General features: G+C 66.1%; 25 protein-coding genes. 12 read left to right on the forward strand and 13 right to left on the reverse strand.

Going from position 1 to position 23,493, the window contains the following annotated elements; translation table 11 throughout:
• The first annotated feature begins 8 nt into the window (after positions 1–8).
• From ACWPKK_RS06785 to ACWPKK_RS06815, 7 genes are all read left to right on the forward strand, one after another.
• Positions 9–617 carry an NUDIX domain-containing protein gene (locus ACWPKK_RS06785; RefSeq protein ID WP_324868047.1) on the forward strand — a complete coding sequence of 203 codons (609 nt, stop codon included), beginning with the start codon at positions 9–11 and terminating at the stop codon, positions 615–617.
• A 125-nt stretch (positions 618–742) separates the two neighbouring features.
• On the forward strand, positions 743–1,744 hold the full coding sequence (locus ACWPKK_RS06790) for a cysteine synthase A (protein WP_452002118.1): 1,002 nt from the start codon (positions 743–745) through the stop codon (positions 1,742–1,744).
• A 28-nt stretch (positions 1,745–1,772) separates the two neighbouring features.
• Positions 1,773–2,480, forward strand: coding sequence for an alanyl-tRNA editing protein (locus ACWPKK_RS06795; RefSeq protein ID WP_452002121.1), 708 nt, complete (start codon positions 1,773–1,775; stop codon positions 2,478–2,480).
• Positions 2,481–2,532: 52 nt separating this feature from the next.
• Positions 2,533–3,435 carry a sulfurtransferase gene (locus tag ACWPKK_RS06800; RefSeq protein WP_452002124.1) on the forward strand — a complete coding sequence of 301 codons (903 nt, stop codon included), beginning with the start codon at positions 2,533–2,535 and terminating at the stop codon, positions 3,433–3,435.
• Positions 3,432–3,866 (forward strand): GNAT family acetyltransferase, encoded by a 435-nt coding sequence (locus ACWPKK_RS06805; RefSeq protein WP_452002126.1) that lies wholly within the window; start codon positions 3,432–3,434, stop codon positions 3,864–3,866. The genes ACWPKK_RS06800 and ACWPKK_RS06805 overlap by 4 nt, the downstream gene beginning before the upstream one ends.
• On the forward strand, positions 3,842–4,459 hold the full coding sequence (locus tag ACWPKK_RS06810; RefSeq protein WP_452002129.1) for a GNAT family N-acetyltransferase: 618 nt from the start codon (positions 3,842–3,844) through the stop codon (positions 4,457–4,459). The genes ACWPKK_RS06805 and ACWPKK_RS06810 overlap by 25 nt, the downstream gene beginning before the upstream one ends.
• Positions 4,460–4,608: 149 nt before the next feature.
• A complete protein-coding gene (locus tag ACWPKK_RS06815; protein WP_324868035.1) occupies positions 4,609–4,854 on the forward strand; it encodes a hypothetical protein in 246 nt (81 codons plus the stop codon).
• 319 nt (positions 4,855–5,173) lie between these two features.
• Here ACWPKK_RS06815 and ACWPKK_RS06820 read toward each other — a convergent pair whose 3' ends face one another.
• The 5 genes from ACWPKK_RS06820 to ACWPKK_RS06840 form a co-directional block, all read right to left on the reverse strand.
• Positions 5,174–6,259, reverse strand: a complete 1,086-nt coding sequence (locus tag ACWPKK_RS06820) for a pyridoxal phosphate-dependent aminotransferase (protein ID WP_452002132.1) — start codon at positions 6,257–6,259, stop codon at positions 5,174–5,176.
• A 162-nt stretch (positions 6,260–6,421) separates the two neighbouring features.
• Complete coding sequence (locus ACWPKK_RS06825) at positions 6,422–7,210, reverse strand: amino acid ABC transporter ATP-binding protein (protein WP_324868031.1); 789 nt, start codon at positions 7,208–7,210, stop codon at positions 6,422–6,424.
• A 29-nt stretch (positions 7,211–7,239) separates the two neighbouring features.
• A complete protein-coding gene (locus tag ACWPKK_RS06830; RefSeq protein WP_452002136.1) occupies positions 7,240–8,346 on the reverse strand; it encodes an amino acid ABC transporter permease in 1,107 nt (368 codons plus the stop codon).
• Positions 8,347–8,351: 5 nt separating this feature from the next.
• On the reverse strand, positions 8,352–9,551 hold the full coding sequence (locus tag ACWPKK_RS06835; protein WP_324868027.1) for an amino acid ABC transporter permease: 1,200 nt from the start codon (positions 9,549–9,551) through the stop codon (positions 8,352–8,354).
• A 216-nt stretch (positions 9,552–9,767) separates the two neighbouring features.
• The gene (locus tag ACWPKK_RS06840) at positions 9,768–10,787 is read right to left on the reverse strand and encodes an amino acid ABC transporter substrate-binding protein (protein WP_324868025.1); all 1,020 of its coding nucleotides are present in this window, start codon (positions 10,785–10,787) and stop codon (positions 9,768–9,770) included.
• A 362-nt stretch (positions 10,788–11,149) separates the two neighbouring features.
• On the opposite strand from ACWPKK_RS06840, the gene metC reads away from it, so the two are divergent.
• The 4 genes from metC to ACWPKK_RS06860 all read left to right on the forward strand — a co-directional run bounded on the left by metC (position 11,150) and on the right by ACWPKK_RS06860 (position 14,690).
• Complete coding sequence (gene metC, locus ACWPKK_RS06845) at positions 11,150–12,328, forward strand: cystathionine beta-lyase (protein WP_452002141.1); 1,179 nt, start codon at positions 11,150–11,152, stop codon at positions 12,326–12,328.
• 28 nt (positions 12,329–12,356) lie between these two features.
• The gene (gene hisI, locus ACWPKK_RS06850; protein ID WP_324868022.1) at positions 12,357–12,791 is read left to right on the forward strand and encodes a phosphoribosyl-AMP cyclohydrolase; all 435 of its coding nucleotides are present in this window, start codon (positions 12,357–12,359) and stop codon (positions 12,789–12,791) included.
• Between the two features lie 572 nt (positions 12,792–13,363).
• The gene (locus tag ACWPKK_RS06855) at positions 13,364–14,044 is read left to right on the forward strand and encodes a calcium-binding protein (protein WP_452002144.1); all 681 of its coding nucleotides are present in this window, start codon (positions 13,364–13,366) and stop codon (positions 14,042–14,044) included.
• A 247-nt stretch (positions 14,045–14,291) separates the two neighbouring features.
• Positions 14,292–14,690, forward strand: coding sequence for a PRC-barrel domain-containing protein (locus tag ACWPKK_RS06860; RefSeq protein ID WP_452002147.1), 399 nt, complete (start codon positions 14,292–14,294; stop codon positions 14,688–14,690).
• A gap of 102 nt (positions 14,691–14,792) precedes the next feature.
• On the opposite strand, the gene ACWPKK_RS06865 is transcribed toward ACWPKK_RS06860, so the two are convergent.
• From ACWPKK_RS06865 to ACWPKK_RS06890, 6 genes are all read right to left on the reverse strand, one after another.
• Positions 14,793–16,304 carry a TRAP transporter large permease gene (locus ACWPKK_RS06865; RefSeq protein WP_452002149.1) on the reverse strand — a complete coding sequence of 504 codons (1,512 nt, stop codon included), beginning with the start codon at positions 16,302–16,304 and terminating at the stop codon, positions 14,793–14,795.
• Between the two features lie 18 nt (positions 16,305–16,322).
• Positions 16,323–16,862 carry a TRAP transporter small permease subunit gene (locus ACWPKK_RS06870; protein WP_324868014.1) on the reverse strand — a complete coding sequence of 180 codons (540 nt, stop codon included), beginning with the start codon at positions 16,860–16,862 and terminating at the stop codon, positions 16,323–16,325.
• A 236-nt stretch (positions 16,863–17,098) separates the two neighbouring features.
• Positions 17,099–17,839, reverse strand: a complete 741-nt coding sequence (locus ACWPKK_RS06875; protein ID WP_452002152.1) for an arginyltransferase — start codon at positions 17,837–17,839, stop codon at positions 17,099–17,101.
• 72 nt (positions 17,840–17,911) lie between these two features.
• Positions 17,912–18,889, reverse strand: coding sequence for an alpha-E domain-containing protein (locus ACWPKK_RS06880; RefSeq protein WP_452002154.1), 978 nt, complete (start codon positions 18,887–18,889; stop codon positions 17,912–17,914).
• Complete coding sequence (locus ACWPKK_RS06885) at positions 18,886–20,268, reverse strand: circularly permuted type 2 ATP-grasp protein (RefSeq protein ID WP_452004732.1); 1,383 nt, start codon at positions 20,266–20,268, stop codon at positions 18,886–18,888. The genes ACWPKK_RS06880 and ACWPKK_RS06885 overlap by 4 nt, the downstream gene beginning before the upstream one ends.
• Positions 20,269–20,556: 288 nt before the next feature.
• The gene (locus ACWPKK_RS06890; protein WP_310113331.1) at positions 20,557–21,726 is read right to left on the reverse strand and encodes a flagellar motor protein MotB; all 1,170 of its coding nucleotides are present in this window, start codon (positions 21,724–21,726) and stop codon (positions 20,557–20,559) included.
• 280 nt (positions 21,727–22,006) lie between these two features.
• Between ACWPKK_RS06890 and ACWPKK_RS06895 the strand changes: the two genes are divergently transcribed.
• Positions 22,007–22,498: a flavin reductase family protein gene (locus ACWPKK_RS06895; RefSeq protein ID WP_324868004.1), complete on the forward strand. Its 492-nt coding sequence runs from the start codon at positions 22,007–22,009 to the stop codon at positions 22,496–22,498.
• Between the two features lie 11 nt (positions 22,499–22,509).
• Here ACWPKK_RS06895 and ACWPKK_RS06900 read toward each other — a convergent pair whose 3' ends face one another.
• Complete coding sequence (locus ACWPKK_RS06900; protein WP_452002157.1) at positions 22,510–22,794, reverse strand: DUF1488 domain-containing protein; 285 nt, start codon at positions 22,792–22,794, stop codon at positions 22,510–22,512.
• A gap of 21 nt (positions 22,795–22,815) precedes the next feature.
• Entirely contained in the window at positions 22,816–23,487 is a 672-nt protein-coding gene (locus ACWPKK_RS06905) for a DUF6134 family protein (RefSeq protein ID WP_452002160.1), read from the reverse strand.
• Positions 23,488–23,493 lie beyond the last annotated feature (6 nt).

The raw sequence follows: 23,493 nt of genomic DNA on the forward strand, positions 1-23,493 counted from the left end.
CGCCGACCATGAACCATCCCGACATCGAGATCCTCGACAAGAAGACCCCCTACAAGGGCTTCCTCACCATCGACGTCTACCGCCTGCGCCACAAGAAGTTCGACGGGACCTGGACCGACGTTCTGCCTCCGCGCGAGGTCTGCGACCGCGGCGAGGCCGTGGGCGTCCTGCTGTACGATCCTGACCGCGACACCGTGGTGATGATCGAACAATTCCGCGTCGGCTCCGCCGCGGCGGGCGGCCCCGCCTGGATGACCGAGATCGTCGCCGGCATGGTCGGTGAAGGCGAGACGCCGGAAGACGTGGCGCGTCGCGAATCGCTGGAGGAGGCCGGCTGCGAAATCCGGGAGATCGAGCAAATCTGCGATTATTACGTCAGCCCCGGCGCCTTCACCGAACTGGTCACCGTCTTCTGCGGCCGGGTCGACAGCCGCAACCTCGCCACCACCGGCGGGCTGGAGGAAGAGCACGAGGATATCCGCATCATGGCCCTGCCGGCGGATGAGGTGATCCGCATGATGGACGAGAACCGCCTGCGCAACTCCGTCGCCATCATCGCCATCGGCTGGCTCGCCCGCCACCGCGAGTCCTTGCGCAAGCGCTGGCTCCAGTCCTGAACACGTCCGCCTTTTCACACGACCAAGACGTTCAATGCAGCATTTCACACCCCTGCCTTGAAACCGCCGACCCCAGACCTGATAGTATCGGCAGCAATCCACATCAGACCTTGGGAGTACCCGCCTTGGACATCCGCAACGGCTTCATCGGCGCCATCGGCAACACGCCGCTGATTCGCCTGGAAGGGCCTTCGAAGGCGACGGGCTGCGAGATCCTGGGCAAGGCGGAGTTCCTGAACCCGGGCGGGTCGGTGAAGGACCGCGCCGCGCTCGCCATCGTCCGCGACGCGGAACAGCGCGGGCTGCTGCGTCCCGGCGGCACCATCGTCGAGGGCACCGCAGGCAACACCGGCATCGGGCTGGCCCTTGTCGGCAATGCGCTGGGCTATCGCACCGTCATCGTCATGCCGGAGACGCAGAGCCAGGAAAAGAAGGACATGCTGCGCCTGATCGGCGCCGACCTGCGCCTCGTCCCGGCGGTTCCCTATTCCAACCCCGACAATTACGTCCGCTATTCCGGCCGGCTGGCCGAGGAACTGGCGAAGACGGAGCCGAACGGCGTCGTCTGGGCCAACCAGTTCGACAACACCGCCAATCGCGAAGGCCACCGCACCACCACCGGCCCGGAAATCTGGGAGCAGACCGGCGGCAAGGTGGACGCCTTCACTTGCGCGGTGGGCAGCGGCGGCACGCTGGCCGGCATCGCGCTGGCGCTGAAGGAGCGGAACCCGAACATCCGCATCACGCTGGCCGACCCGATGGGCGCCGCCCTTTTCAGCTACTACACGAAGGGGGAGCTGAAGTCGGAAGGCAGCTCCATCACCGAAGGCATCGGCCAGGGCCGCATCACCGCCAACCTGGAAGACGCACCGATCGACGACGCGCTGCAGATCCCCGATGAGGAGGCGCTGCCGATCGTCTTCGACCTGATCAAGACGCAGGGATTGGTTCTGGGAGGCTCGTCGGGCATCAACATCGCCGCGGCGATACGGGTGGCGCGCGACCTCGGCCCCGGCCACACGGTGGTGACCATCCTGTGCGATGGGGGGCAGCGTTACCAATCGAAGCTCTTCAATCCTGACTTCCTCCGTGAGAAGAATCTTCCCGTGCCAGACTGGCTGGCCTGATTCCTTCCAAGGGAGCCCCAGGGGAGACATGGACGCGCTTTTCCGCGAGGACGCCTACGCCCGCAGCTGTATCGCCACCGTCACCGCGGTGGACGAGCGCGGCATCAGGCTCGACCGCACCGTCTTCTATCCGACCGGCGGCGGCCAGCCGGGCGACAGCGGGGTCCTGCGCTTCGACGGGCTGGAAGTCCGCATCAAGGACACGGTGAAGGGCGACGGCGGTCCCGACGACGTCATCCATGTGCCGGAGGATGGACAGGACCTGCCCGCCCCCGGCACGGCGGTGGAGGCGGTGATCGATTGGGAGCGCCGCCACCGCCACATGCGGATGCACACCGCCCTGCACCTGCTGTGCGCAGTGGTTCCGGGATCGGTCACCGGCGGACAGATCGGCGCGGACAAGAGCCGGCTCGACTTCAACGTCCCGGCCGAATCGCTGGACAAGGATGCCATCGCTGAGGCGGTGAACAGGCTGATCGCCGCCGACACACCCGTCGGCACCCAGTGGATCACCGACGAGGACATGGCGGCGAAGCCGGAACTTGTGCGAACCATGTCGGTGAAGCCGCCGACCGGCAGCGGCCGGGTGCGCCTGTTGAGCGTGGAGGGTGTCGATCTGCAGCCCTGCGGGGGCACCCATGTCGCCCGCACCGGCGAAATCGGCGGAATCGAGGTGACGAAGATCGAAAACAAGGGCAAGCAGAACCGGCGCGTCGTCATCGCGCTGAAGGACTGACTGCTTACCCGGCGATTCTCTGCCCGAATGATCCAATTCAAGGACGCGCAGCATGAGCGACAGCACCGTTGAACCGCTGACCGGCCCCGTCGTCTCCACCGACTGGCTCGCCCGCAACCTCGGCCGGCCGGGGCTGAAGCTGCTCGACGGATCCTGGCATATGCCGGCCCTGAAGCGCGACATCCGGGCGGAGTTCGCGGCCAGCCATATCCCCGGCGCCCGCCTGTGCGACGTCGATGAGGTGGCGGCGCCAGACACCCAACCGCTGCCGCACATGGCCCCGGACGAGGCGACCTTCGCCGCGAAGATCGGCGCACTGGGCATCGGCGACGGTGACACGGTGGTGGTCTATGATACCGCCGGCATGGCGACCGCGGCGGCGCGCGTCTGGTGGCTGTTCCGCCTGTTCGGCTTCGACCGCGTGGCGGTTCTGGACGGCGGCATGCCGAAATGGGTGGCGGAAGGGCGCCCGACCGAATCGGGCGAGCCGGCCCCGGTGCAGCCGGCTAACTTCACCGCGCGCAAGCGGCCGGAACTGATCCGCAGCGCCGATCAGGTGCTCGCCAACATCGATGCGAAAGCCGACCAGATCACCGACGCCCGCGCCCAGCCGCGATTCGAAGGCGCGGTGGCGGAGCCCTGGCCCGGCCGGCGCAGCGGCCGGATTCCCGGCAGCTTCAATCTTCCCCATACCGATCTGATCGACCCGGACGCCAAGACCCTGCTGGCGCCGGACGCCATCGCCGCCAAGGCGCGAGCCGCCGGGCTGGACCTCGACCGGCCGGTGGTCGCTTCCTGCGGCAGCGGCATCACCGCCTGCGTCATCGCGCTTGGCCTCGCCACTGTCGGCAAGCCGGACGTGGCCATCTATGACGGCTCCTGGGCCGAATGGGGCCTGCGGGAGGATCTGCCGCTGGAAACCGGACCCCGGGAATCGGAAGCGCGGCAGCCGTGACCGATCCCGTCACCGTCCGGCCCTGCAGCGCGGATGACCGCGACGCCGTCGTGGCACTGTGGACCGCCTGCGGACTGGTGGTGCCCTGGAACGATCCGGCGGCCGACTTCGCACTGGCGCTGTCGAAGTCCAGTTCGACGGTGCTTGCCGCGGTCGAAGGCGGCAGGATCGTCGCCACCGCCATGGTCGGGCAGGACGGGCATCGCGGCTGGATCTATTACGTCGCCGTCGACCCGGCCCGGCAAGGCCATGGCCTCGGACGCCGCATGGTGGCGGAGGCGGAAGGCTGGCTGGTTGCCGCCGGCATGCCCAAGGTCCAACTCCTCGTCCGTGAGACCAACCAACGGGTTCTGGCCTTCTACGAATGTCTCGGCTATGCCAGATCGCCCGTCACGATGATGCAAAAATGGCTGACCAACCCTTCTCCCTGAACCGCCCCGACGTTCCCGCCGCCAGCCGGCCGGGTCATCTGCCGGTGATCGTCACCTATCTGCAGATGACCGCGCCGCCGGTCCACGAACCGGTGCGCCATCCGAAGGGCAACCTGTCGCTGGTGCGGGCGAATCCGCCGACCTGGTCCTTCTACCGCTATCTCTACGACACGGTGGGAGAGCCCTGGCTGTGGCACGAACGCCGCCGCATGCCGCGCAAGGAGCTGGAGCGCTCGATCCTCGACCCACTGGTGGAGGTCTGGGTGCTTTATGTCGACGGCACGCCCGCCGGCTTCGCCGAACTGGACCGGCGGACCAGCGAGACCGATCTGGCCTATTTCGGCCTGATCCCCGACTTCATCGGCCACAAGCTCGGCCCCTGGCTGCTCGACACGGTCATCCGCAAGGCGTGGGAGGGCGGTGCGTCCAAACTGGTCGTCAACACCTGCACCTTCGACCACCCGAAGGCGCTGCCGCTATACCAGAGCATGGGCTTCGTCCCCACCCGCCACGTCGCCCGCGAAGTCCGCGACCCGCGGCTCGACGGCGTTCTGCCGCGCAGCGCGGGGGAGCATATTCCGCTCGCCGGGTGAGGCTGGGGCGGCGTCAGCCGACGCCCCTCCCCCTTGACCACCCCGTCCACCCCGCCCCATCTACCGCGGGATGCCGGAACCCATTTGCGGGCCGGCGCGTTCCTTCGGGCGAGGCGGAAGCTCCGCCGTGACGATCGGGAGATGGGGCCTTGGTAGGCTGGATCATTCGGACGCTGGTGTTGTGCTTCGTCGTCGGCTTCGTGCTGTCGTTTCTGAACATCAACCCGGCCAGCATCCTGACCAACAGCTGGCAAACGGTGCAGGACATCGCTGCGCTGTTGGTCGAAGCCGGCGGCTGGGCCTTGCCCTATATCCTGATCGGCGCCGTGGTGGTGGTGCCGCTGTCGCTGCTCGGGCTGATCCTGCGCTGGAACCGCTCTCGTCCGCCGTCTTGAACCGAGCCCGATTGCGGACAAAAAAACAGGAGGCACCGGAACCGGGGCCTCCTGTGAAACAGGGAGGGTTAGAGACAGTCATAGGTCTACGCCCTCGCCCGGCCTGCCGCGTTGATGCATGTCAACGGAACGGCGCTTTTCACCTGTGGCCCTGCACGCAAAGAAAAACCGGAGACATCCATGCGGATGCTCCGGTTCAGTGATACAGGGAGGGTTAGAGACGAGATGGACCTTATCCGGAAACGGATATGCCCTTCGTTGATCTGCATCAAAAGAAGCGAAAATCCCTGCCGGCTGTTCGCCTCGAAATCCTCTGCCTTCAGCCGAGAATTTCGGCCAGCGCCACGACCAGCGCCTTGTTCTCCTCCTCGCGGCCGACGGTGATGCGCAGGCAGTCGGGCAGGCCATAGTCGGCGACCGGCTTCACCAGGATGCCGCGCCGGGCCAGATGGTCGATCACCGCCTGGGTTCCCAGCGACGGATCGGTCGGCACGCGGGCCAGTACGAAGTTGCAGACGCTGGGATAGACGCGCAGCCCCACCCGCTCCAACTCGCGCGACAGCCAGGGCAGCCACTGCGCATTGTGGGCGAAGGTCGCCTCCTCATGCTCTGCGTCGCTCAGCGCGGCGGCGGCGGTCAGTTGGGCGGGCAGCGAGACGTTGAAGGCGCCGCGGATTGCGTTCACCGCTTCGATCACCGTGGAGGGGCCGTACCCCCACCCCACCCGCAGGCCGGCCAGCCCGTGCATCTTGGAGAAGGTGCGGATCAGCAGGACATTGTCGGAATTTTCGACGATCTCCGTCCCGTCGCTGTAATCCGGCATCCTGCAATAGTCGGCATAGGCCGAATCCAGAACCAGCAACGTGTGCGGCGGCAGGCCGGCGCGCAGCCTCTGCACGGCTTCCGCCGGGATGTAGGTGCCGGTCGGGTTGTTCGGGTTGGCGAGGAAGCAGATACGCGTGCGCTCCGTCGCGCGGTCGATCATCGCCTCCACGTCCACCACCATGTCGCGCTCCGCCGCGACGACGGCGGTGGCGCCGGTGGCGCGGATCGCCTTGACGAAGCCGCGATAGCCGCGCTCATGGCACAGCACCTCGTCACCGGGACCGGCGAAGGCCTGCGCGACCAGATGGATCAGCTCTTCCGATCCGGCGGTGCAGACGATGTGGTCGGCGTCGATGGCATGGCGGCGCGCAATGGCGTGGCGCAGCGGGTCCTGGTCCCAGTCGGGATAGCAGTGGATCCGGGCCGCCGCCTCGCAATAGGCATCCAGGGCCAGCGGGCTGGGTCCAAGCGGATTGTGGGTCAGGGACAGGTCGATCCACCGGCGGCCGTCGCGGGGCGGGCGAACGGGACGGTACGGCTTGATCTGGCCAACGCTGGGACGGGGGCTGAGCAGGTCCATAACCTCGGTCTCCGTGAGCGATTCGGTCGAACAGCACGTCAGGCGACCGATTGAACCGCAAACCGGTGCGCAGCGCTACAGGACATTGCGCCGCGCACCACATTCCGAGGTGTTTTGTTTCCGAATGACGGACCGGACGTAACCGCCGGTCCGCAGCCGGGATCAGTGGTTTAGAATTTGGCTGAGGAAGAGGCGCGTGCGGTCGGACTTCGGATTCGAGAAGAAATTGTCCGGCGTGTCCTGCTCGACGATCTCGCCGCGGTCCATGAAGATCACGCGGTCGGCGACCGACTTGGCGAAGCCCATTTCGTGCGTCACGCACAGCATGGTCATGCCGTCCTCGGCCAGGCCGATCATGACGTCCAGCACCTCCTTGACCATTTCGGGGTCGAGCGCCGAGGTCGGTTCGTCGAACAGCATCACTTTCGGGCTCATGCACAGCGACCGCGCGATGGCGACGCGCTGCTGCTGGCCGCCGGACAGCTGGCCGGGATACTTGTGGGCCTGCTCGGCGATGCGCACCCGCTTCAGGTAGCTCATCGCGATCTCCTCCGCTTCCGCCTTCGGCTTCTTGCGGACCCAGATCGGGGCGAGCGTGCAGTTCTCCAGCACGGTCAGGTGCGGGAACAGGTTGAAGTGCTGGAACACCATGCCGACTTCGCGCCGGACCAGCTCGATGTTCTTCAGATTGTTGGTCAGCTCGATCCCATCGATGACGATGGTGCCCTTCTGATGCTCCTCAAGCCGGTTCAGGCAACGGATCATCGTCGATTTGCCGGAGCCCGAGGGGCCGCAGACGACGATTCGCTCGCCCTTCTGGACGTTGAGGTCGATGTTCTTCAGGACGTGGAATTCGCCGTACCATTTGTTGACGCCCGTGCAGCGGATGATTTCCTCGCCGCTGAGGATGTGCTTGGCCTTGGCGGTGCCCTGGGACATGGCCTGGGACATTGGTCGTGGTCTCCCTTGACGGCGTGGATCTAGCGACGGTGGCCGCGATTGAGATCGCGTTCCAGCTTCTGGCTGTACTTGGACATGCTGTAGCAGAAGACCCAGTAGATCACGCCGATGAACAGATAGGCCTCGCGGTAGAAACCGCGCCAGGACGGATCGGACAGCGCGGCCTTCGCGGTGCCGAGCAGGTCGTACAGGCCGATGATGATGACCAGCGAGGTGTCCTTGAAGAAGCTGATGAAGGTGTTCACCAGCGGCGGAATGGCGATGGCCAGCGCCTGCGGCAGGATGATCTTGCGCATCTTCTGCCAGTAGGACAGCCCCAGCCCGTCCGCGGCCTCGTACTGGCCCTTGGGGATCGCCTGAAGGCCGCCCCGGATGGCTTCGGCCATATAGGCGGCGGCGAACATGATGAAGGCGATCTGGGCGCGCAGCAGCTTGTCGATCGACACGCCGTTGGGCAGGAACAGCGGCAGCATCACCGACGCCATGAACAGCAGGCTGATCAGCGGCACGCCGCGGATCAGCTCGATGTAGGTGACGCACAGCACCTTGACCGCGGGCATGTTGGACCGGCGGCCCAGCGCCAGCAGGATCGCCACCGGGAAGGCCACGGCCAGACCGATCACCGACAGGATGAGGGTCAGCGGCAGGCCGCCCCACAGCGTGTTCTCGACATAGGTGAGGCCGAGGACGCCGCCCCACATCAGCACGGCGACCAGCGCCAGTCCGGCCGCCCAGACCAGCCCCAGCCACGGCTTCCAGAAGCGGCGGTCGCAGCTGACGACCAGCAGCGCGATGATGACGCAGATCGTCACCAGCGGGCGCCACTGCTCATCCCACGGGAACATCCCGAACATGATGAACCGCAGCTTCTCGCTGATGAAGCCCCAGCAGGCGCCGCCGGCGTCCTGCCGGCAGACGGTGGAGGAGGCATCGAACCCATGGGCGCGGATCAGCAGCCAGTTGACGAAGGGCGGGATCGCCGACGCCAGAAGCGCCAGCACCAGCACCGTCAGGATGGCGTTGTACCAGGTGTTGAACAGGTTGCTCCGCAGCCACGCGAGCGGGCCGACGGTGTTGGCCGGCGGACGCTCGTCCGGCAGGCCGACGCTTTGCACGTTGTCGGTCATGGCCGTTACCGCTCCACCAGCGCGATGCGCTTGTTGTACCAGTTCATGAAGATCGAGATGCTGAGGCTGATGACCAGATAGGTGCCCATGATCATCGTCACGCCTTCGATCGCCTGGCCGGTCTGGTTCAGCGTCGTATTGGCGATCGACACCAGATCGGGATAGCCGATGGCCAGCGCCAGCGAGCTGTTCTTGGTCAGGTTCAGATACTGGCTGGTCAGCGGCGGCACGATCACCCGCAGCGCCTGCGGCAGGATGACGAGGCGCAGCGTCGGGCCGCTGGGCAGGCCGAGCGCACGCGCCGCCTCCGTCTGGCCCCAGTTGACCGCGATGATGCCGCTGCGCACCACCTCGGCGATGAAGGCCGCGGTGTAGATGGTCAGGCCGGTCAGGATGGCGAAGAACTCGGGCGAGATGGCCGCGCCGCCTGAGAAGTTGAAGCCGGCCAGCTTCGGCACGTCCATCGCCACCGGCGCGCCGCCGGCGATCCAGGTCAGCAGCGGCAGGCCTATGATCAGGCCGAGCCCGGTCCAGCCAGCCGGGAAGGGTTGCCCGGTCCGAGCCTGCCGCGCCCTGGCCCAGCGCGACACGCCCCAGGCGGCGATGATGCCGACCAGCAGGGCGATGCCGATGTTGGCCCAGACGGGATCGGCGGCGGGGACCGGCACGCGCAGGCCGCGCTGGGACAGGAAGACGCCCGGCAGCGGGTTCAGGGCCTGGCGCACGGGCGGCAGGCTTTCCGACACCAGCGCGTACCAGAAGAACAGCTGCAGCAGCGGCGGGATGTTGCGCACCACCTCGACATAGGTCGAGGCGAGCTTGGCGATCAGCCAGTTGCTGGACAGGCGGGCGACGCCGATGATCGTGCCGATGATCGTCGCCAGGATGACGCCGATGATCGACACCTTCAGCGTGTTCAGCACGCCGACCAGGAAGGCACGGCCATAGCTGTCCTTCGGCGAATAGTCGATCAGCGATTCGCCGATGCCGAAGGCAGCCTCACGCTCCAGGAAATCGTAACCGGTCGCGATCGAGCGCCGCGCGAGGTTGTCGAGCGTGTTGGAAATCAGGAACCAGCCGACCAGGACGACCGCGCCGACCACCAGGATCTGGTAGACGACGGCGCGGAACGTCGGGTCGCTGAGGGAAAACGATACGCCACCCGGCGGCGGAGCGCCTTGGGTGGTCCGGGTCTCGGTCGCCACGGACTACTCTCCCCCAACCATCGCGTCCCATGCGGTGCCCACGCGGTCCCGGACGTTCTTCCGGGCATTTCCCACACCGTAGGGGATGCGACATGTCTCCCAATGCGGTCCCCTGCGCGGGCGCTTCACCGGCACCCTTCGCGACCGCTCCTCAAAGAACCTGAAGGCCGCCCCCGGCAACGGGCCTGCGGGCGGCGCTTCAAGCGGTGCCGTGCCTTACCGGAACGGCTGGGCGTACATCAGGCCGCCCTTGGTCCACAGCGCGTTCAGGCCGCGCTCCAGCTTCAGCGGGGTGCCCGGGCCGACGTTGCGGTCGAAGATCTCGCCGTAGTTGCCGACCTTCTTCACGACGTTGTAGGCCCACTTCTCGTCCAGGCCCAGAGCCTTGCCCATGCCCGGCGTGGTGCCGAGATAGCGCTGGACGTCCGGGTTCTTGGAGTTGGTGAACTCGTCGATGTTCTTGGAGGTGATGCCGAATTCCTCGGCCTGGATGGTCGCGAAGATCGTCCACTTCACGATGTCGGACCACTGGTCGTCACCGTGGCGCACGGCCGGGGCCAGCGGCTCCTTGGAGATGATTTCCGGCAGGATGACGTGGTCGTCCGGAACCGGGGCGACGCCGGCGCGGGTACCGGCCAGACCGGACACGTCGGTGGTCAGGACGTCGCAGCGGCCGGCGAAGTAGGCGGCGTTCACCTCGTCGTTCGACTCGATGACGACGGGGTTGTAGGTCATGTTGTTGGCGCGGAAATAGTCCGCCAGGTTCAGTTCGGTCGTGGTGCCGGACTGCACGCAGACGGTGGCGCCGTTCAGCTCCTTGGCGCTCTTCACGCCCAGCTTCTTCGGAACCATGAAGCCCTGGCCGTCATAATAGGTGACGGGGGCGAAGTTCAGGCCGACGGAGGTGTCGCGGGTCAGCGTGGCGGTCGTGTTGCGCGACAGCAGGTCGACTTCGCCGGACTGGATGGCCGGGAAGCGCTGCTGGGCCGACAGCGGGGTGAACTTGACCTTGTTCGGGTCGTTGAAGATGGCGACGGCGACGGCACGGCAATAGTCGACATCGAGGCCGGTCCAGTTGCCGGCGCTGTCGGGGTTGCCGAAGCCCGGCAGACCGGCGTTCACGCCGCACTGAACGAAGCCGCGCTGCTTGACGGTGTCGAGCGTAGCCGCACCGGCGGCGACACTGGCGGAAACGACCACGGCCGCTGCGGCGGCGGCCAGGAACCCTGACTTCATATTATGAACTCCACCCTGTTCTTGCGTTCTTCGCATTTGAGCGGTCTGACGACGCGCCTGACGACGCCGGCCGTTTGCTCCCGACAAGCCGGCCAGATGCCAACCCTGTGGGTATCGCGACGCAGCCATGCGCGTGGATCAAGAGTGCATCAACTTGATCCGACTTGTCGAATCCTCTGTGCATTGGTGGTGTTACCAGAAGATCCCGACGGCCGCCGGCCTCTCTGACACAATCGGCGATGGCCGGGGGGCTTCCGGGATGACACAATGTTCGGCCGTGCCGCCATTGCCCCGGCGAGGCAACCTCACCGATGGGCGACTCAAAGCGGGACGGGTTACCGCTCCAGCCAAACGGACAGTCGATGAAGGACGTCACGCAGGACACGATTCTCGTTCACGCCGGCCGCGATCCGCGGAACAACCACGGCATCGTCAATCCGCCGGTCTATCACTGTTCGACCGTGCTGTTCCCGACCCTCGACGCGCTGGAGGAAAGCGACCGCAACACGCTGGAAGGCGTGCATTACGGCCGCATGGGCACGCCCACGACCTTCGCCTTCGAAGAGGCGGCGGCGGCGCTGGAAGGCGGATTCAAGGCGGTGAACACCGGTTCCGGGCTTGCCGCCATCGCGGTCGCCCTGTCGGCCTTCACCAAGGCCGGCGACCATGTGCTGATCACCGACAGCGCCTATGGCCCGACCCGGCGCTTCGCCAAGGAGACGCTGGCGCCCTACGGCGTCGAGGTGGAGTTCTACGATCCCTGCCTCGGCGCCGGCATCGACGCGCTGCTGCGGCCGAACACCAGCGTGGTCTTCCTCGAATCGCCGGGATCGCTGACCTTCGAGGTGCAGGACGTTCCGGCCATCGCCGCGGCGGCGAAGAAGGTCGGCGCCACGGTGATGATCGACAACACCTGGGCCACCCCGCTGTTCTTCCGCCCGTTCGACCATGGCGTCGACCTGTCGATCCATGCCGCCACCAAATATATGGTGGGCCATGCCGACGCGATGCTGGGCGTCGTCACCTGCCGCGACGAGGCGACCTGGACCGCGGTGAAGAAGGTGGCCACCCGCTTCGGCATCTGCGGCGGACCGGACGACCTCTATCTCGGCCTGCGCGGACTGCGGACCCTGTCGGTGCGCATGCGCCAGCATCAGGAAAGCGCGCTGGCGCTCGCCGACTGGCTGGCGGCGCGGCCGGAGGTGACTCGCGTGCTGCACCCCGCCCGCCCCGACTTCCCCGGCCATGCCCTGTGGAAGCGCGACTTCACCGGGTCGAGCGGCCTGTTCTCCATCGTCATCAACCAGGTCCCGCGCAAGGCGCTGGCGGCGATGCTCGACGGGATGGAGCTGTTCGGCATGGGCTACAGCTGGGGCGGCTTCGAAAGCCTGATCCTGCCGACCCGGCCGGCCGCCGTGCGCTCTGCCACCCGCTGGACCGATCCGGGACAGGTCCTCCGCCTGCATGCCGGGCTGGAAAGTGCCGACGACCTGATCCGCGACCTGGACGCCGGCTTCCGCCGGATGGCCGCCGCCCTGTAAGCGCCGGACCTGTGAGGAGTGATTTGCCATGACGGACACACCGTCTCTTGATGCGGCACCGTTCGAAGAGGTTCTGGCCGCCATCCGCTTCACCGCCGACGGGCTGGTGCCCGCCATCGCCCAGGCGGACGGCACTGGCGAGATCCTGATGATGGCCTGGATGAACCGCGATGCGGTGGTCGAGACTCTGGCGACCGGCCGGGTCTGCTACTGGTCACGCTCGCGCGGCGGGCTGTGGCGCAAGGGAGAGACCTCCGGCCAGGTGCAGCGGCTGAAGGATTTCCGGGTGGACTGCGACGGCGACACCCTGCTGCTGATCGTGGAGCAGGACGGCGTCGCCTGCCACACCGGGCGGCGCAGTTGCTTCTATCGCGCCTGGCGCGACGGGCGGCTGGAGACCATCCAGGAGGTCGAGACCGATCCGGCCATCCTCTACGGCGGGCACTCGCACAGCCACGGCTGAGAGGGCCGGACGGGGAGACGAGTCGCCGCCACCACGGTGACGGTTCGTGATCGATCGTTGATCCACATCAACGCCGCACCCCCGCCGAAGGGTATAGAAACCTTCTTGTCTCTAACCCTCCCTGTATATGACTGCGCCGGGCGTTCCTATGAACGCCCGGTTATTTTTTGCCCGGCTGCCGGCTTCGCAATCTCGGTCGGCGGATGGCGCGTTTGCGCCGCCGAACCTCTTTCGGACGATCCGCTCCGTCACTGTCGTCCGACCGGGGCGTAGGGCCTTCCTTTGCGCAACGTGCCCTTCCGCCCTGCAACAGGTGTCCTTTTGCAAGCCGAAGCCTGTCCATATGGGAGAGAAAACCCGCTTTCTGTCTCAACAACAACCCGCAGCCAGTCATAAATACATCGAAACAAGAAACATAATGGATCGATGATTTAATCAATGTATGAACATCTGTGTCATTTCCTCAAATCCCCTTTGTATTGCTCCTTTATCGCTTTTCGACCGCCCCGGACCCATGGTTAACATCTGGTTAATCGTTAACAGCACGTTAACGGCACTGATGGAGAGACGCCATGCGCCAGTTCTGGGGGACTTCGAACAACGACACCATGACCGGCACCGCCACTGACGACCGTCTCGACGGTCTGGACGGGGACGACCGTATCAACGGCGCCGGCGGGAACGATCTGCTGTATGGCGAACGCGGAAACGACTCGCTGATCGGCGGGCTGGGCAACGACAAGTTCTATGGCGGCGACGGCAACGATTGGCTCGGCGATCCCTATGGGAACGAGGCCGGGAATGACTCGATGTGGGGCGATGCCGGCAACGACCAGTTGTTCGGCGGCGAGGGCAACGACCTGCTGAATGGCGGCACCGGCGACGACATCGTCAAGGGCATGCGCGGCAACGACACCATGATCGGCGGCAGCGGCAACGACATGCTGTACGACAGCTACCGTGACGGCGGCGCCGACCTGTTCCAGCCGGGCACCGGCAACGACAGCATGGTCAGCTACACCGACGGTCTGGTCGACCGCTTCCTGATCGAACAGGCGACCGGCGGCTTCGGCACCGACACGATCAATTACTTCGAAAAGGGCATCGACCAGATCGAGTTCCACGGCTATCGCGCCTGGGAGATGGGGATGACCAGCAGCGGTTCGGCCACGACCTTCGCCTTCACCGACGGCTCGTCGCTGACGGTCGATCAGATCGGGCTCAGCGCCGGCCAGGACTTCATCTTCACCTGACCTGTCCGGACGGAGGGCTCCCGCGGGCGATGGGGTCACCCCGTCGGCGCGCGGGACCTCCGGCACGGCTTGCGCTGTTGCATGGGCGGGACATACCCGCGCCCTTTGAAAGGCGCGCCGCCAGAAGAAGGGCCAAGAACCGATGGACCAACGCCGCCAATCCCTCCGACCGCGTCTCCTCCTGTCGGTGCCCCTCCTGTCGGCATTGGCGCTGGGTGCCTGCGCCGGTTCCTCGGACATGGGGGGCGTGCCCTCGGCCGAGGTGGCGACCAGACCGCCGATCGAACTGGTCGGCCTGACGGTGCAGACTGCGGACGGACGGCGCATCCTGGGCAACGTGTCCGATCTGGTGATCGGGCCGACCAACCGGGTGGAGCAGGCGATCGTCACCGTCGGAGCCCCCCGCTACCCGACCGAGCACAAGGTGACGGTCAACAGCGAAAACCTGCGCTATGCCCACAACCGTCAGGCCGTGATCCTCACCGGCATGACGGTGGAGCAGTTCGCGGCCCTGCCGCCCACCGGCGTCAGCGACCGCATGATGTCGCTTGGCGGCGGTCTCGGCGGTGGCCCAGGCAGCGGGTCTCCGCTCGCGGCCAGCGGCACGACGCCGACCAACTGGGCCGGGGCCACCCAACCCCGCTGATCTTTCTCGCTGACCCTTTCCCGCTGGAAACCTACGCATAAAAAAGGGGGCCGGACGAACCGGCCCCCATTTTCGTTCAGGTTTCCGTTCAGGCGATCGCCGTCACTTGCCCTGAAGCTGCTTCATGATGTCGTCGGCCTGATTGTTCTCCGGCTCGGCAGGAGCGCCGAAGGGCGGAGCGACGTCCTGGTTGTCGAAGGCCGGAATCTCGATCCTCACGTCGTCCAGGTTGATCGCCGGGCCCTTGTCGCGGCCGGCATCGACCATCTGCGGGAAGGCGATGACGAGGGCGACCATGATGAGCTGGATGACCACGAAGGGCACCGCACCCCAATAGATCTGGCCGGTGGTGATCCTCGCGATCTTCTGTCCGGTTATCTTGTCGATGTAGTCCGTCTTCGGCGCCACCGACCGCAGGAAGAACAGGGCGAAGCCGAAGGGCGGGTGCATGAAGCTGGTCTGCATGTTGACGCCCAGCAGCACGCCGAACCAGATCAGGTCGATGCCCAGCTTGTCCGCCACCGGCCCCAGCAGGGGGACGATGATGAAGGCCAACTCGAAGAAATCGAGGAAGAAGGCCAGGACGAAGATCAGGATGTTGCAGACGATCAGGAAGCCCAGCTGGCCGCCCGGCAGGCTGGTCATCAGATGTTCGACCCAGAGGTCGCCGTTGACGGCGCGGAAGACCAGACCGAACACGGTCGAACCGATCAGGATGAACACCACGAAGGACGACAGCTTGGCGGTCGAGTCCATCGCCTGACGCATCAGGCTCCAGCTGAGCTGGCGCTTGGCCATCGCCAGCAGGATGGCGCCGGCAGCACCCATGGCGCCACCCTCCGTCGGCGTCGCGATGCCGAGGAAGATGGTGCCCAGAACCAGGAAGATCAGCACCAGCGGCGGCACCAGCGAGGTGATGACGCGCAGCAGCAGCTTGGCGCCGCGCAGCGTGCGGGCCTCCAGCGGCAGGGCCGGCACCGCGGACGGGCGGAGGATGCTGGTGAGCAGGATGTAACCGGTGTAGAGGCCGGTCAGCACGAGCCCAGGGATCAGCGCGCCGGCATACATGTCGCCGACCGAGCGGCCGAGCTGGTCGGCCAGCACGATCAGAACCAGCGACGGCGGGATGATCTGGGCCAGCGTGCCCGACGCCGCGATGACGCCGGACGCGATGCGGCGGTCATAGCCGTAGCGCAGCATGATCGGCAGCGAGATCAGGCCCATGGAGATCACCGACGCGGCGACGACGCCGGTGGTCGCCGCCAGCAGCGCGCCGACGAAGATCACCGCATAGGCCAGGCCGCCGCGGATCGGACCGAAAAGCTGCCCGATGGTGTCGAGCAGATCCTCGGCCATGCCGGACCGCTCCAGGATCAGGCCCATGAAGGTGAAGAAGGGAATGGCCAGCAGCGTGTCGTTGCGCATGATGCCGAACACGCGTTCCGGCAGCGCCTGCATCAGTGCCGGGGTCAGCAGACCCAGCTCGATGCCGATCAGACCGAACACGAGGCCGTTGGCGGCGAGCGCGAAGGCGACCGGGAAACCCATCAACAGGAAAAGCACCAGCGCGCTGAACATCAGCGGCGCCATATTGGCGGTAACGAACTCGACCATCAGGGGCGCTCCCGGTCCTTAGGAATGGCTGTGCATCTTCTCGCCCGGCTCGTCGCGGTGGCCGGTGAGATAGGCGATGCGCTTGATCAGCTCCGACACACCCTGTGCGGTGAGCAGGAAGAAACCGACCGGGACCAGAATCTTCGCGGGCCAGCGGATCAGGCCGCCGGCATCGCTCGACATCTCGTGGGTGAGGTAGCTGTCCAGGAACATCGGCCAGGACAGCACCATGATCAGGATCGTCATCGGGAACATGAAGACCAGGATCCCGAAGATGTCGACCCAGGCCTGCACCCGCTTGGAGAAGCGACCGATCACGATGTCGATGCGGATGTGCTCGTTGCGCAGGAACGTATAGCCGGCGCACAGCAGGAACACGGCCGAGAACAAATACCACTGCAGCTCCAGCCAGGCGTTGGAGCTGGTGTTCAACCCGTAACGGATGACCGCGTTGGCCGAACTGACGACGACGGCGACCAGCACGAGCCAGTATGCCAGCTTGCCGATGCCCTCGTTCACGGCATCGATCAGCCCGCTAAGTTTAAGCAGACCTCTCAAAGGAGAAACCTCCCTGTTGCAGGGGGCGCGGCCTTGGCCGTCCCCTTTTGCTTTTGTTGCAGCCGCATAGGCGCGGCAGGTCGCAACCCTCTCTCGGACGGAGGGTATACCAAAAGATAGGATTGGACGGGACTATTCCTTTCCGGGCATTCACCGGCAAGGGCTACGTTGGAGCTACGTAGAAACCCGTAGATCCGATTGCGGTGCGGACCGGATGCCCCGGCTCCGGAGCCGTGTCACTCGTCCGTCGGGATGTCCGCAGTGCGCCAGCCGTCCTCGCCCAGGCATTCCAACGGGTGGAACTTCGCCTTATAGGCCATCTTGCGGCTGTGGGCGATCCAGTAGCCGAGATAGACGTAGGGCATGCCGGCCAGCCGCGCCCGTTCGATCAGCCCGAGGATCATGAAGGTGCCGAGGCTGCGGCGGTCCTGCGCCGCATCGTAGAAGCTGTAGACCGCCGAATAGCCGTCGGACAGCCGGTCGGTCAGCATGCAGCCCACCAGTTGGCCGCGGTCGTCGCGGGCCTCCAGCAGGCTGGTGTCGGCCCTGCCCTCGTCCACCATGGCGGCGAAATCGCCCATCGCCATGCGGGCCATGTCGGAATCGCCGTGGCGGGAGTTCTGGTAGAGCGAGAAAAGCCGGTACTGCTCGGACGTGGCGTAGGCCGGCCGCTCGGCCAGCGTCACCCCGGCATTCAGCTTCAGCACCCGCCGCTGCGACCGCGACGGCACGAACTCAGCAACCGGCACGCGAACCGGCACGCAGGCCTGGCAGTTGGGGCAGACCGGGCGATAGACGATGTCGTGGCTGCGGCGGAAGCCGGCCCGCGACAGGGTGGAGTTCACCTCGGTCGCGTAGGGACCGATCAGGCGCGTGAACAGCTTGCGTTCCACACGCCCCGGCAGGTAGGGACAGGGCATGGGCCCCGACCGGAAGAATTGCTGCAGGGGACGCTGCGGCGGCTGGATGACCGACATTCTGACCGACAACCACCACGACAGTGAGGACGATACGGAGGAGCGTCGCCGCCCCTCCGCCGGACCCGCAGCTTACTGCGACTGGCTCTGAACCGCCAGAGGCGGCTGAACGCCGAAGAAGGCCTGGGCGATCTCGGTGGTGATGACGCTCAATTGCAGTTGGATCCAGTCGAGATACTCGTGCAGGCCGTCGCGCAGCACCGCATCGATCGGCCGGGACAGCAGGGCCCCCAGCAGCTCGTCCACCCGCTCCATCGCCGCCGACCCGCCGCGCAGGTCATAGCGCGAGCGCATCCGCGTCAGCACCCCGTCGATCTGCCGCACGCACATCACCACCGACCGCGGGAACCCCTCGTTGAACAGCATGAAGCCGGCGACGGTGGTCGGCGACATGCCGCGGGGATAGACGCGGCGGAAGGCATGGTAGCCGGCGGTGCAGCGCAGGACCGTCGTCCATTGGCTGACGTCCAGCGTGGACCCGACCTCGACCGGCGACGGCAGCAGGGTGTGGTACTTGATGTCGAGAAGGCGCGTGGTCTGGTCCGCCCGCTCGATATACTTGCCCATCTGGTAGAAGTACCAGCCCTGGTCGCGGTAGAAGGTGCCCTCGGTGATGCCGGTGTGGGTCTGGCATTCCTCCTTGATCCAGGTGCAGACCTTGGACAGGTTCTGCGTCGCCACGTCCTTGACCGACATCTCCAGCAGCTTGTTGTGGAACACGTTGATCTGCGTCCACATCTCCGTCGAGATCCAGGGGCGCAGGGTCCGCGCGTTCTCCCGCGCCATCCGCAGCATCGACAGCAGCGAATTCTGGTTCTGCGCGTCGAACATGTAATAGTGGATCACCGCCTCCGCCGTCGGGCGGTCGTGGCGGCTGAAGAAGTCCTTCTCGTCGGCGTTCAGCTGGACGATGGAGAACCAGTTGGTGGCCCCGCGGGTGTCGCGCGCGAAGGTCTCGTGCACGTCCAGGATGCGGGCCAGATTTTCGGCCCGCTCCATGTAGCGGGCCATCCAGAAAATGCACTCGGCGTAACGGGACAGCAGGTTCATGCCGCACCACCTTCCAGAACCCAGGTGTCCTTGGAGCCGCCGCCCTGGGACGAGTTGACGATCAGCGTGCCCTTCTTCAGCGCCACGCGCGACAGGCCACCGGGCAGGACCCAGGTGCTCTTGCCGGTGATGGCGAAGGGGCGCAGATCGACGTGGCGCGGCTCGATGGCGTCGTCGCAGACGGTCGGGCAGACCGACAGGTCGACGACCGGCTGGCTGATGTAGTTGGACGGATCGGCCAGCAGCTTGGTCCGGCAATCCTCCAGTTCCGCCTTGCTGGCGCGCGGACCGATGGTGATGCCGTAGCCGCCGGCCTCGCCCACCGGCTTCACCACCAGATCGGCCAGATTGTCCAGCGTGTACTGCAGGGCGTCCGGCTCGCGGCAGATGCGGGTGTCGACGTTGGGGATGATCGGGTCCTGGTCCAGGTAGTATTTGATCATCCGCGGGACGTAGCAGTAGACCGCCTTGTCGTCGGCCACACCGGTGCCGATGGCGTTCGCCAGCGCGACATTGCCTTTGCGATAGGCCTCCAGGATGCCGGGCACGCCCAGCAGGCTGTCGGGGTTGAAGGCCTTGGGATCGAGGAAGGCGTCGTCCAGCCGGCGGTAGATCGAGTGGACCGGGGCCAGACCGTTGGTGGTCTTCATGAAGACGCGGTCGTTGTCCACCACCAGATCGCGCCCCTCCACCAGCGGCACGCCCATCTCGCGCGCCAGGAAGATGTGCTCGAAATAGGCGGAATTGTAGGTGCCCGGCGACAGCAGCACCACCTGCGGGTCGTCGACCGGCGCGATCTCCACCATCGCATCCAGCAGCTTGTGGCCGTAATTGTCCACCGGGCGGATGCCGATGTCCTGCATCAGGTCGGGGAAGACCCGCTGCATCATGTGGCGGTTTTCAACGACGTAGGAGACGCCCGACGGCACGCGCCCATTGTCCTCCAGCACCCGGAAGGTGCCATGGCGGTCGCGCACCAGATCGGTGCCCATGATGTGGATGTAGGTGTTGAAGGGAACGTCCAGCCCGATCATCTGCGGGCGGAAATTATGGTTCCCTTCGACCAGATCCCGCGGGATCACGCCGTCCTTCAGGATCTTCTGGTCGTGATAGATGTCGTGCAGGAACAGGTTCAGCGCGGCGACCCGCTGCGTGACGCCCGCCTCCAGATGCGACCATTCCGGCGCGGAGATCACGCGCGGGATGACGTCGAACGGCAGGATGCGGTCGACGGCGTCCTTGTCGGAATAGACGATGAAGGTGATGCCGAGATTGTAAAGCTCCCGCTCCGCATCCTGCGCGCGTCGGCGCAGTTCATCGAAGGCGAGTGCGGCCAGCCTTTGGCGGATCAGCGCCGTATGTTCGGCCGGCAAATCCATGGCTCCGAACAACTCGTCGAAGTACAGGCCCGGATTGTAGGATGACAAAAGGTCGGACGGTTTGCCCTCGGGTACGCTCACAGACTCCCCCGCGCTTGTATCTGACCGATCATCGCGGGCCGGGCGGCATCGCCCCGGCCATGTCGCATTGTGCAGGAAGTATGACCCATCGCCGCGCGCTTTGAACAGGGCAAACGCGTGCGCCGTTGTGCGACGCAATGACAAAGCAAGAATTCGGACGCGGAGGCTTCCGGAAATTAGCGCCAAAGTACCAATAGCGCGAAAGTGTTATCGTGCTTTGGTCGCGCCCGCCGCAGCATTGGGAGCGGCGGCATTGCCGGACTGGCCGCCGGCGGCCGGTGCCGCCTGGGTATCGCGCAGCAGAACCATGGTGATGCGCCGGTTGCGCGGGCTGTTGGGCTGGTCGGCGACGAGAGGGTCGCGGTCGGCCTTGCCGACGACGTCCTGGATTCGCGCCGGATCGATGCCGCCGGACAGCAGGGCGCGGCGGGTGGCGTTCGCCCGCTCCGTCGACAGATCCCAGTTGTCGCGGCCGGACCCCGCCGGGAATGGCGTGGAGTCGGTATGGCCGCTGATCGACAGCCTGTTGGGCAGCTTGGACAGGGCCTTGGCCACCTGCTGCACCAGTTGGCGGGTCTGCGGATACATCTGGCCGGAACCGCCGGGGAACATGGACACCCGGTCCTGATCGACGATCTGGATGCGCAGGCCTTCCGGCGTCTGGTCGATCATCAGGTTCTGGGCCAGCGGCTCCAGCTCCGGCACCGACTGGATGGCCTGACGGATCTCGGTCGCGGCCTGCTGGAACTGGCGGGCCTCCTTGGCCGCACCCTGCAGGCTCTCCATCGCCTCCTTCACCCGCTCCCCGAAGTCGGACAGCTTCTCGCCGGGCTTCTGGCCGGGGATGCCCAGCTGTCTGGCGAGTTCCTCCATCCGCTTCTGGAATTCGGCGCGGGTCTCGTTCGGCTTCTGGTCGGCGACATCCGCATCCGCCGCGGCGCCGTTGGCTGCAGCCTCCGTGCCCGACTGGCCGGGTCCGGTGCCCTGGCCGGGGCCGGTCGCGGATTCGGTCGGGTCGTCGGCGTCCTCGGTCTGCTGCGAGGAATAGCCGGGCGGTCCCGAAACCGGCACGTCGGCGGACATGGGCGAGCTGGGAGAGATCTGCGCGCCCGGCACCGTGATGGTCTTGCCGCCCAGCATGCCGCCGGAGCCCGACTGTTCCCGGCTGACCGAGACGGGCGAGAAATAGTCGGCGATGCCCTTGCGCTGGTCCGACGTGGTGACGTTCAGCAGCCACAGCAGCAGGAAGAAGGCCATCATCGCGGTCACGAAGTCGGCATAGGCGACCTTCCACGCGCCGCCATGGTGGCCGCCGTGCCCGCCCTTCTTCTTCTTGATGATGATCGGCCGCTCGTTGCCGCCGGAATTCCCGCTCATGCCCTGGCCGTGGCGAATGGTTCGCGGCCCGAAGGCCGAATTTCGCGCGTGGCGCCGCGGTGGAAGCGGCGGCCGTCCGCCGTGGCAAAACCCTGACGGGGTTTCATTAAGATCCGTTTAACGACGTTACGCACGGCCGAGATGCGGCTTGCGCCGGGTGGCGCGCTGGACTAATTCCCGGTATTTCCTACTTTGAGTGTCATCTTCGGCGGCTCCAAGGCCGTCGGCGGTTGCCCTGCCCTGTCCGTCCCCTCCACCTTGGCCCGCATCACAGGACGTCATGACCACCGAACAGCCGATCGATCCGCTTGCGTTCCGCTCCGCCCTCGGCTGCTTCGCCACCGGGATCGCCGTCATCACCACCATCGCCCCCGACGGGTTGCCGCTGGGAGTCACGGTGAATTCCTTCTCCTCGGTGTCGCTCGATCCGCCGCTGGTGCAGTTCTGCCTGGGCCGGGCGGCGATGTCCTTCGAGGCCTTCAACATCGCGCCGCATTTCGCGGTGAACATCCTGGCCGCCGACCAGGAGGAGCTTTCGAACCGCTTCTCCCGCCGCGACCTGCAGGAGCGCTGGTCCGGTCTGGAGACCACCACCGGCCGCGGCGGCGTGCGCCTGCTGACCGGCTGCCTCGCAACCCTGGAATGCGACCGCGAGCATCTGCTGGACGGCGGCGACCACGTCATCGTGCTGGGTCGGGTGCGCAAGCTGACCTCGCGGGAGGACGGCGACCCGCTGCTGTATTTCCGCGGCCGTTACGCCCGCCTGGGCTGAGCGGCAAGCCTCTAACCGGCCGCGCGATGAAGGTCGCGGCCGGTCAGGTGGATGTTGGCGTCAGGATCGAGCGCGCGCGCCATGATGCGCTGTTCGGTCGCCCGTTCGAACAGGGAGCGGTTCATGCACACCTGCTGAACCGCCTCGTCCGGCTTCGGCGTGTGGCCGACGATGCCCTGCAAGGTGCGGCGGGTGACGAAGACCCGGCCCAGATATTCCCCGACCTGCACCGGAAACTCCACGGCGTCGGCCTCCTCGTTCCAGAAGGGCTCGTCGGGAAACAGGAAAATGGGCATCGGGTCCTCAATGGGCGGCGATCACTTCAGGACATAGGTGATATCATAGCCGCTGCGTTTGAAGCGCGTCTTCAGCAGCGTGCCGTCCGCCGCGAACCACAGGTCGCGTTCGACATCGCCCTCGATGCGGTGGTGGGCGGCCTCCACCGCCTTGCCACCGGCCTCAACCGGCTCGGCCCCGAGCTTGCGCGCCGCGACCTTGTAGGGGGCGCCGTCGATGACCGACAGAAGCTGCGTGTGCTTCAACACCTGCGGAGTCCACAGGGTCAACGGCAGGGTGCCGGCGGGCGCCTGCTGGGCCTTGCCGTCCACCGTCAGGCGATAGCCGGCGGCGTCGCGCGCCATCTCGATCTTGTGCGGCGTGCCGTCGTCGTCGGTGGTGGCGGTCATCGACTCCAGAACGCCGCCCTTCCACAGCTCCTCCCGCTTGTGGTCGTAGCGGAAGTTGATGAACAGCACCTTCACCCGCGTGGTGGCGGTGACGGTAACCTTGGTGCGGTCGCCCTGCGGTTCGATCTTCACCTGCTCGCTGCCTATCGGGTCCTCGCCCATCAGGATCTGGTAGGTCAGCGTCCGTGCTGCAGTCCCTTGGGCGCCGCCCTGTGCAGCGGCGGTGCCCGTCAGGCCGGTCAGCAGCGAGGCCGCCATCAGGGCAGCGGACAGGGTGGCGCATTTGGTGCGCGTCGTCGTCATGTGTGT

The sequence above is a fragment of the Azospirillum largimobile genome, assembly GCF_977007025.2.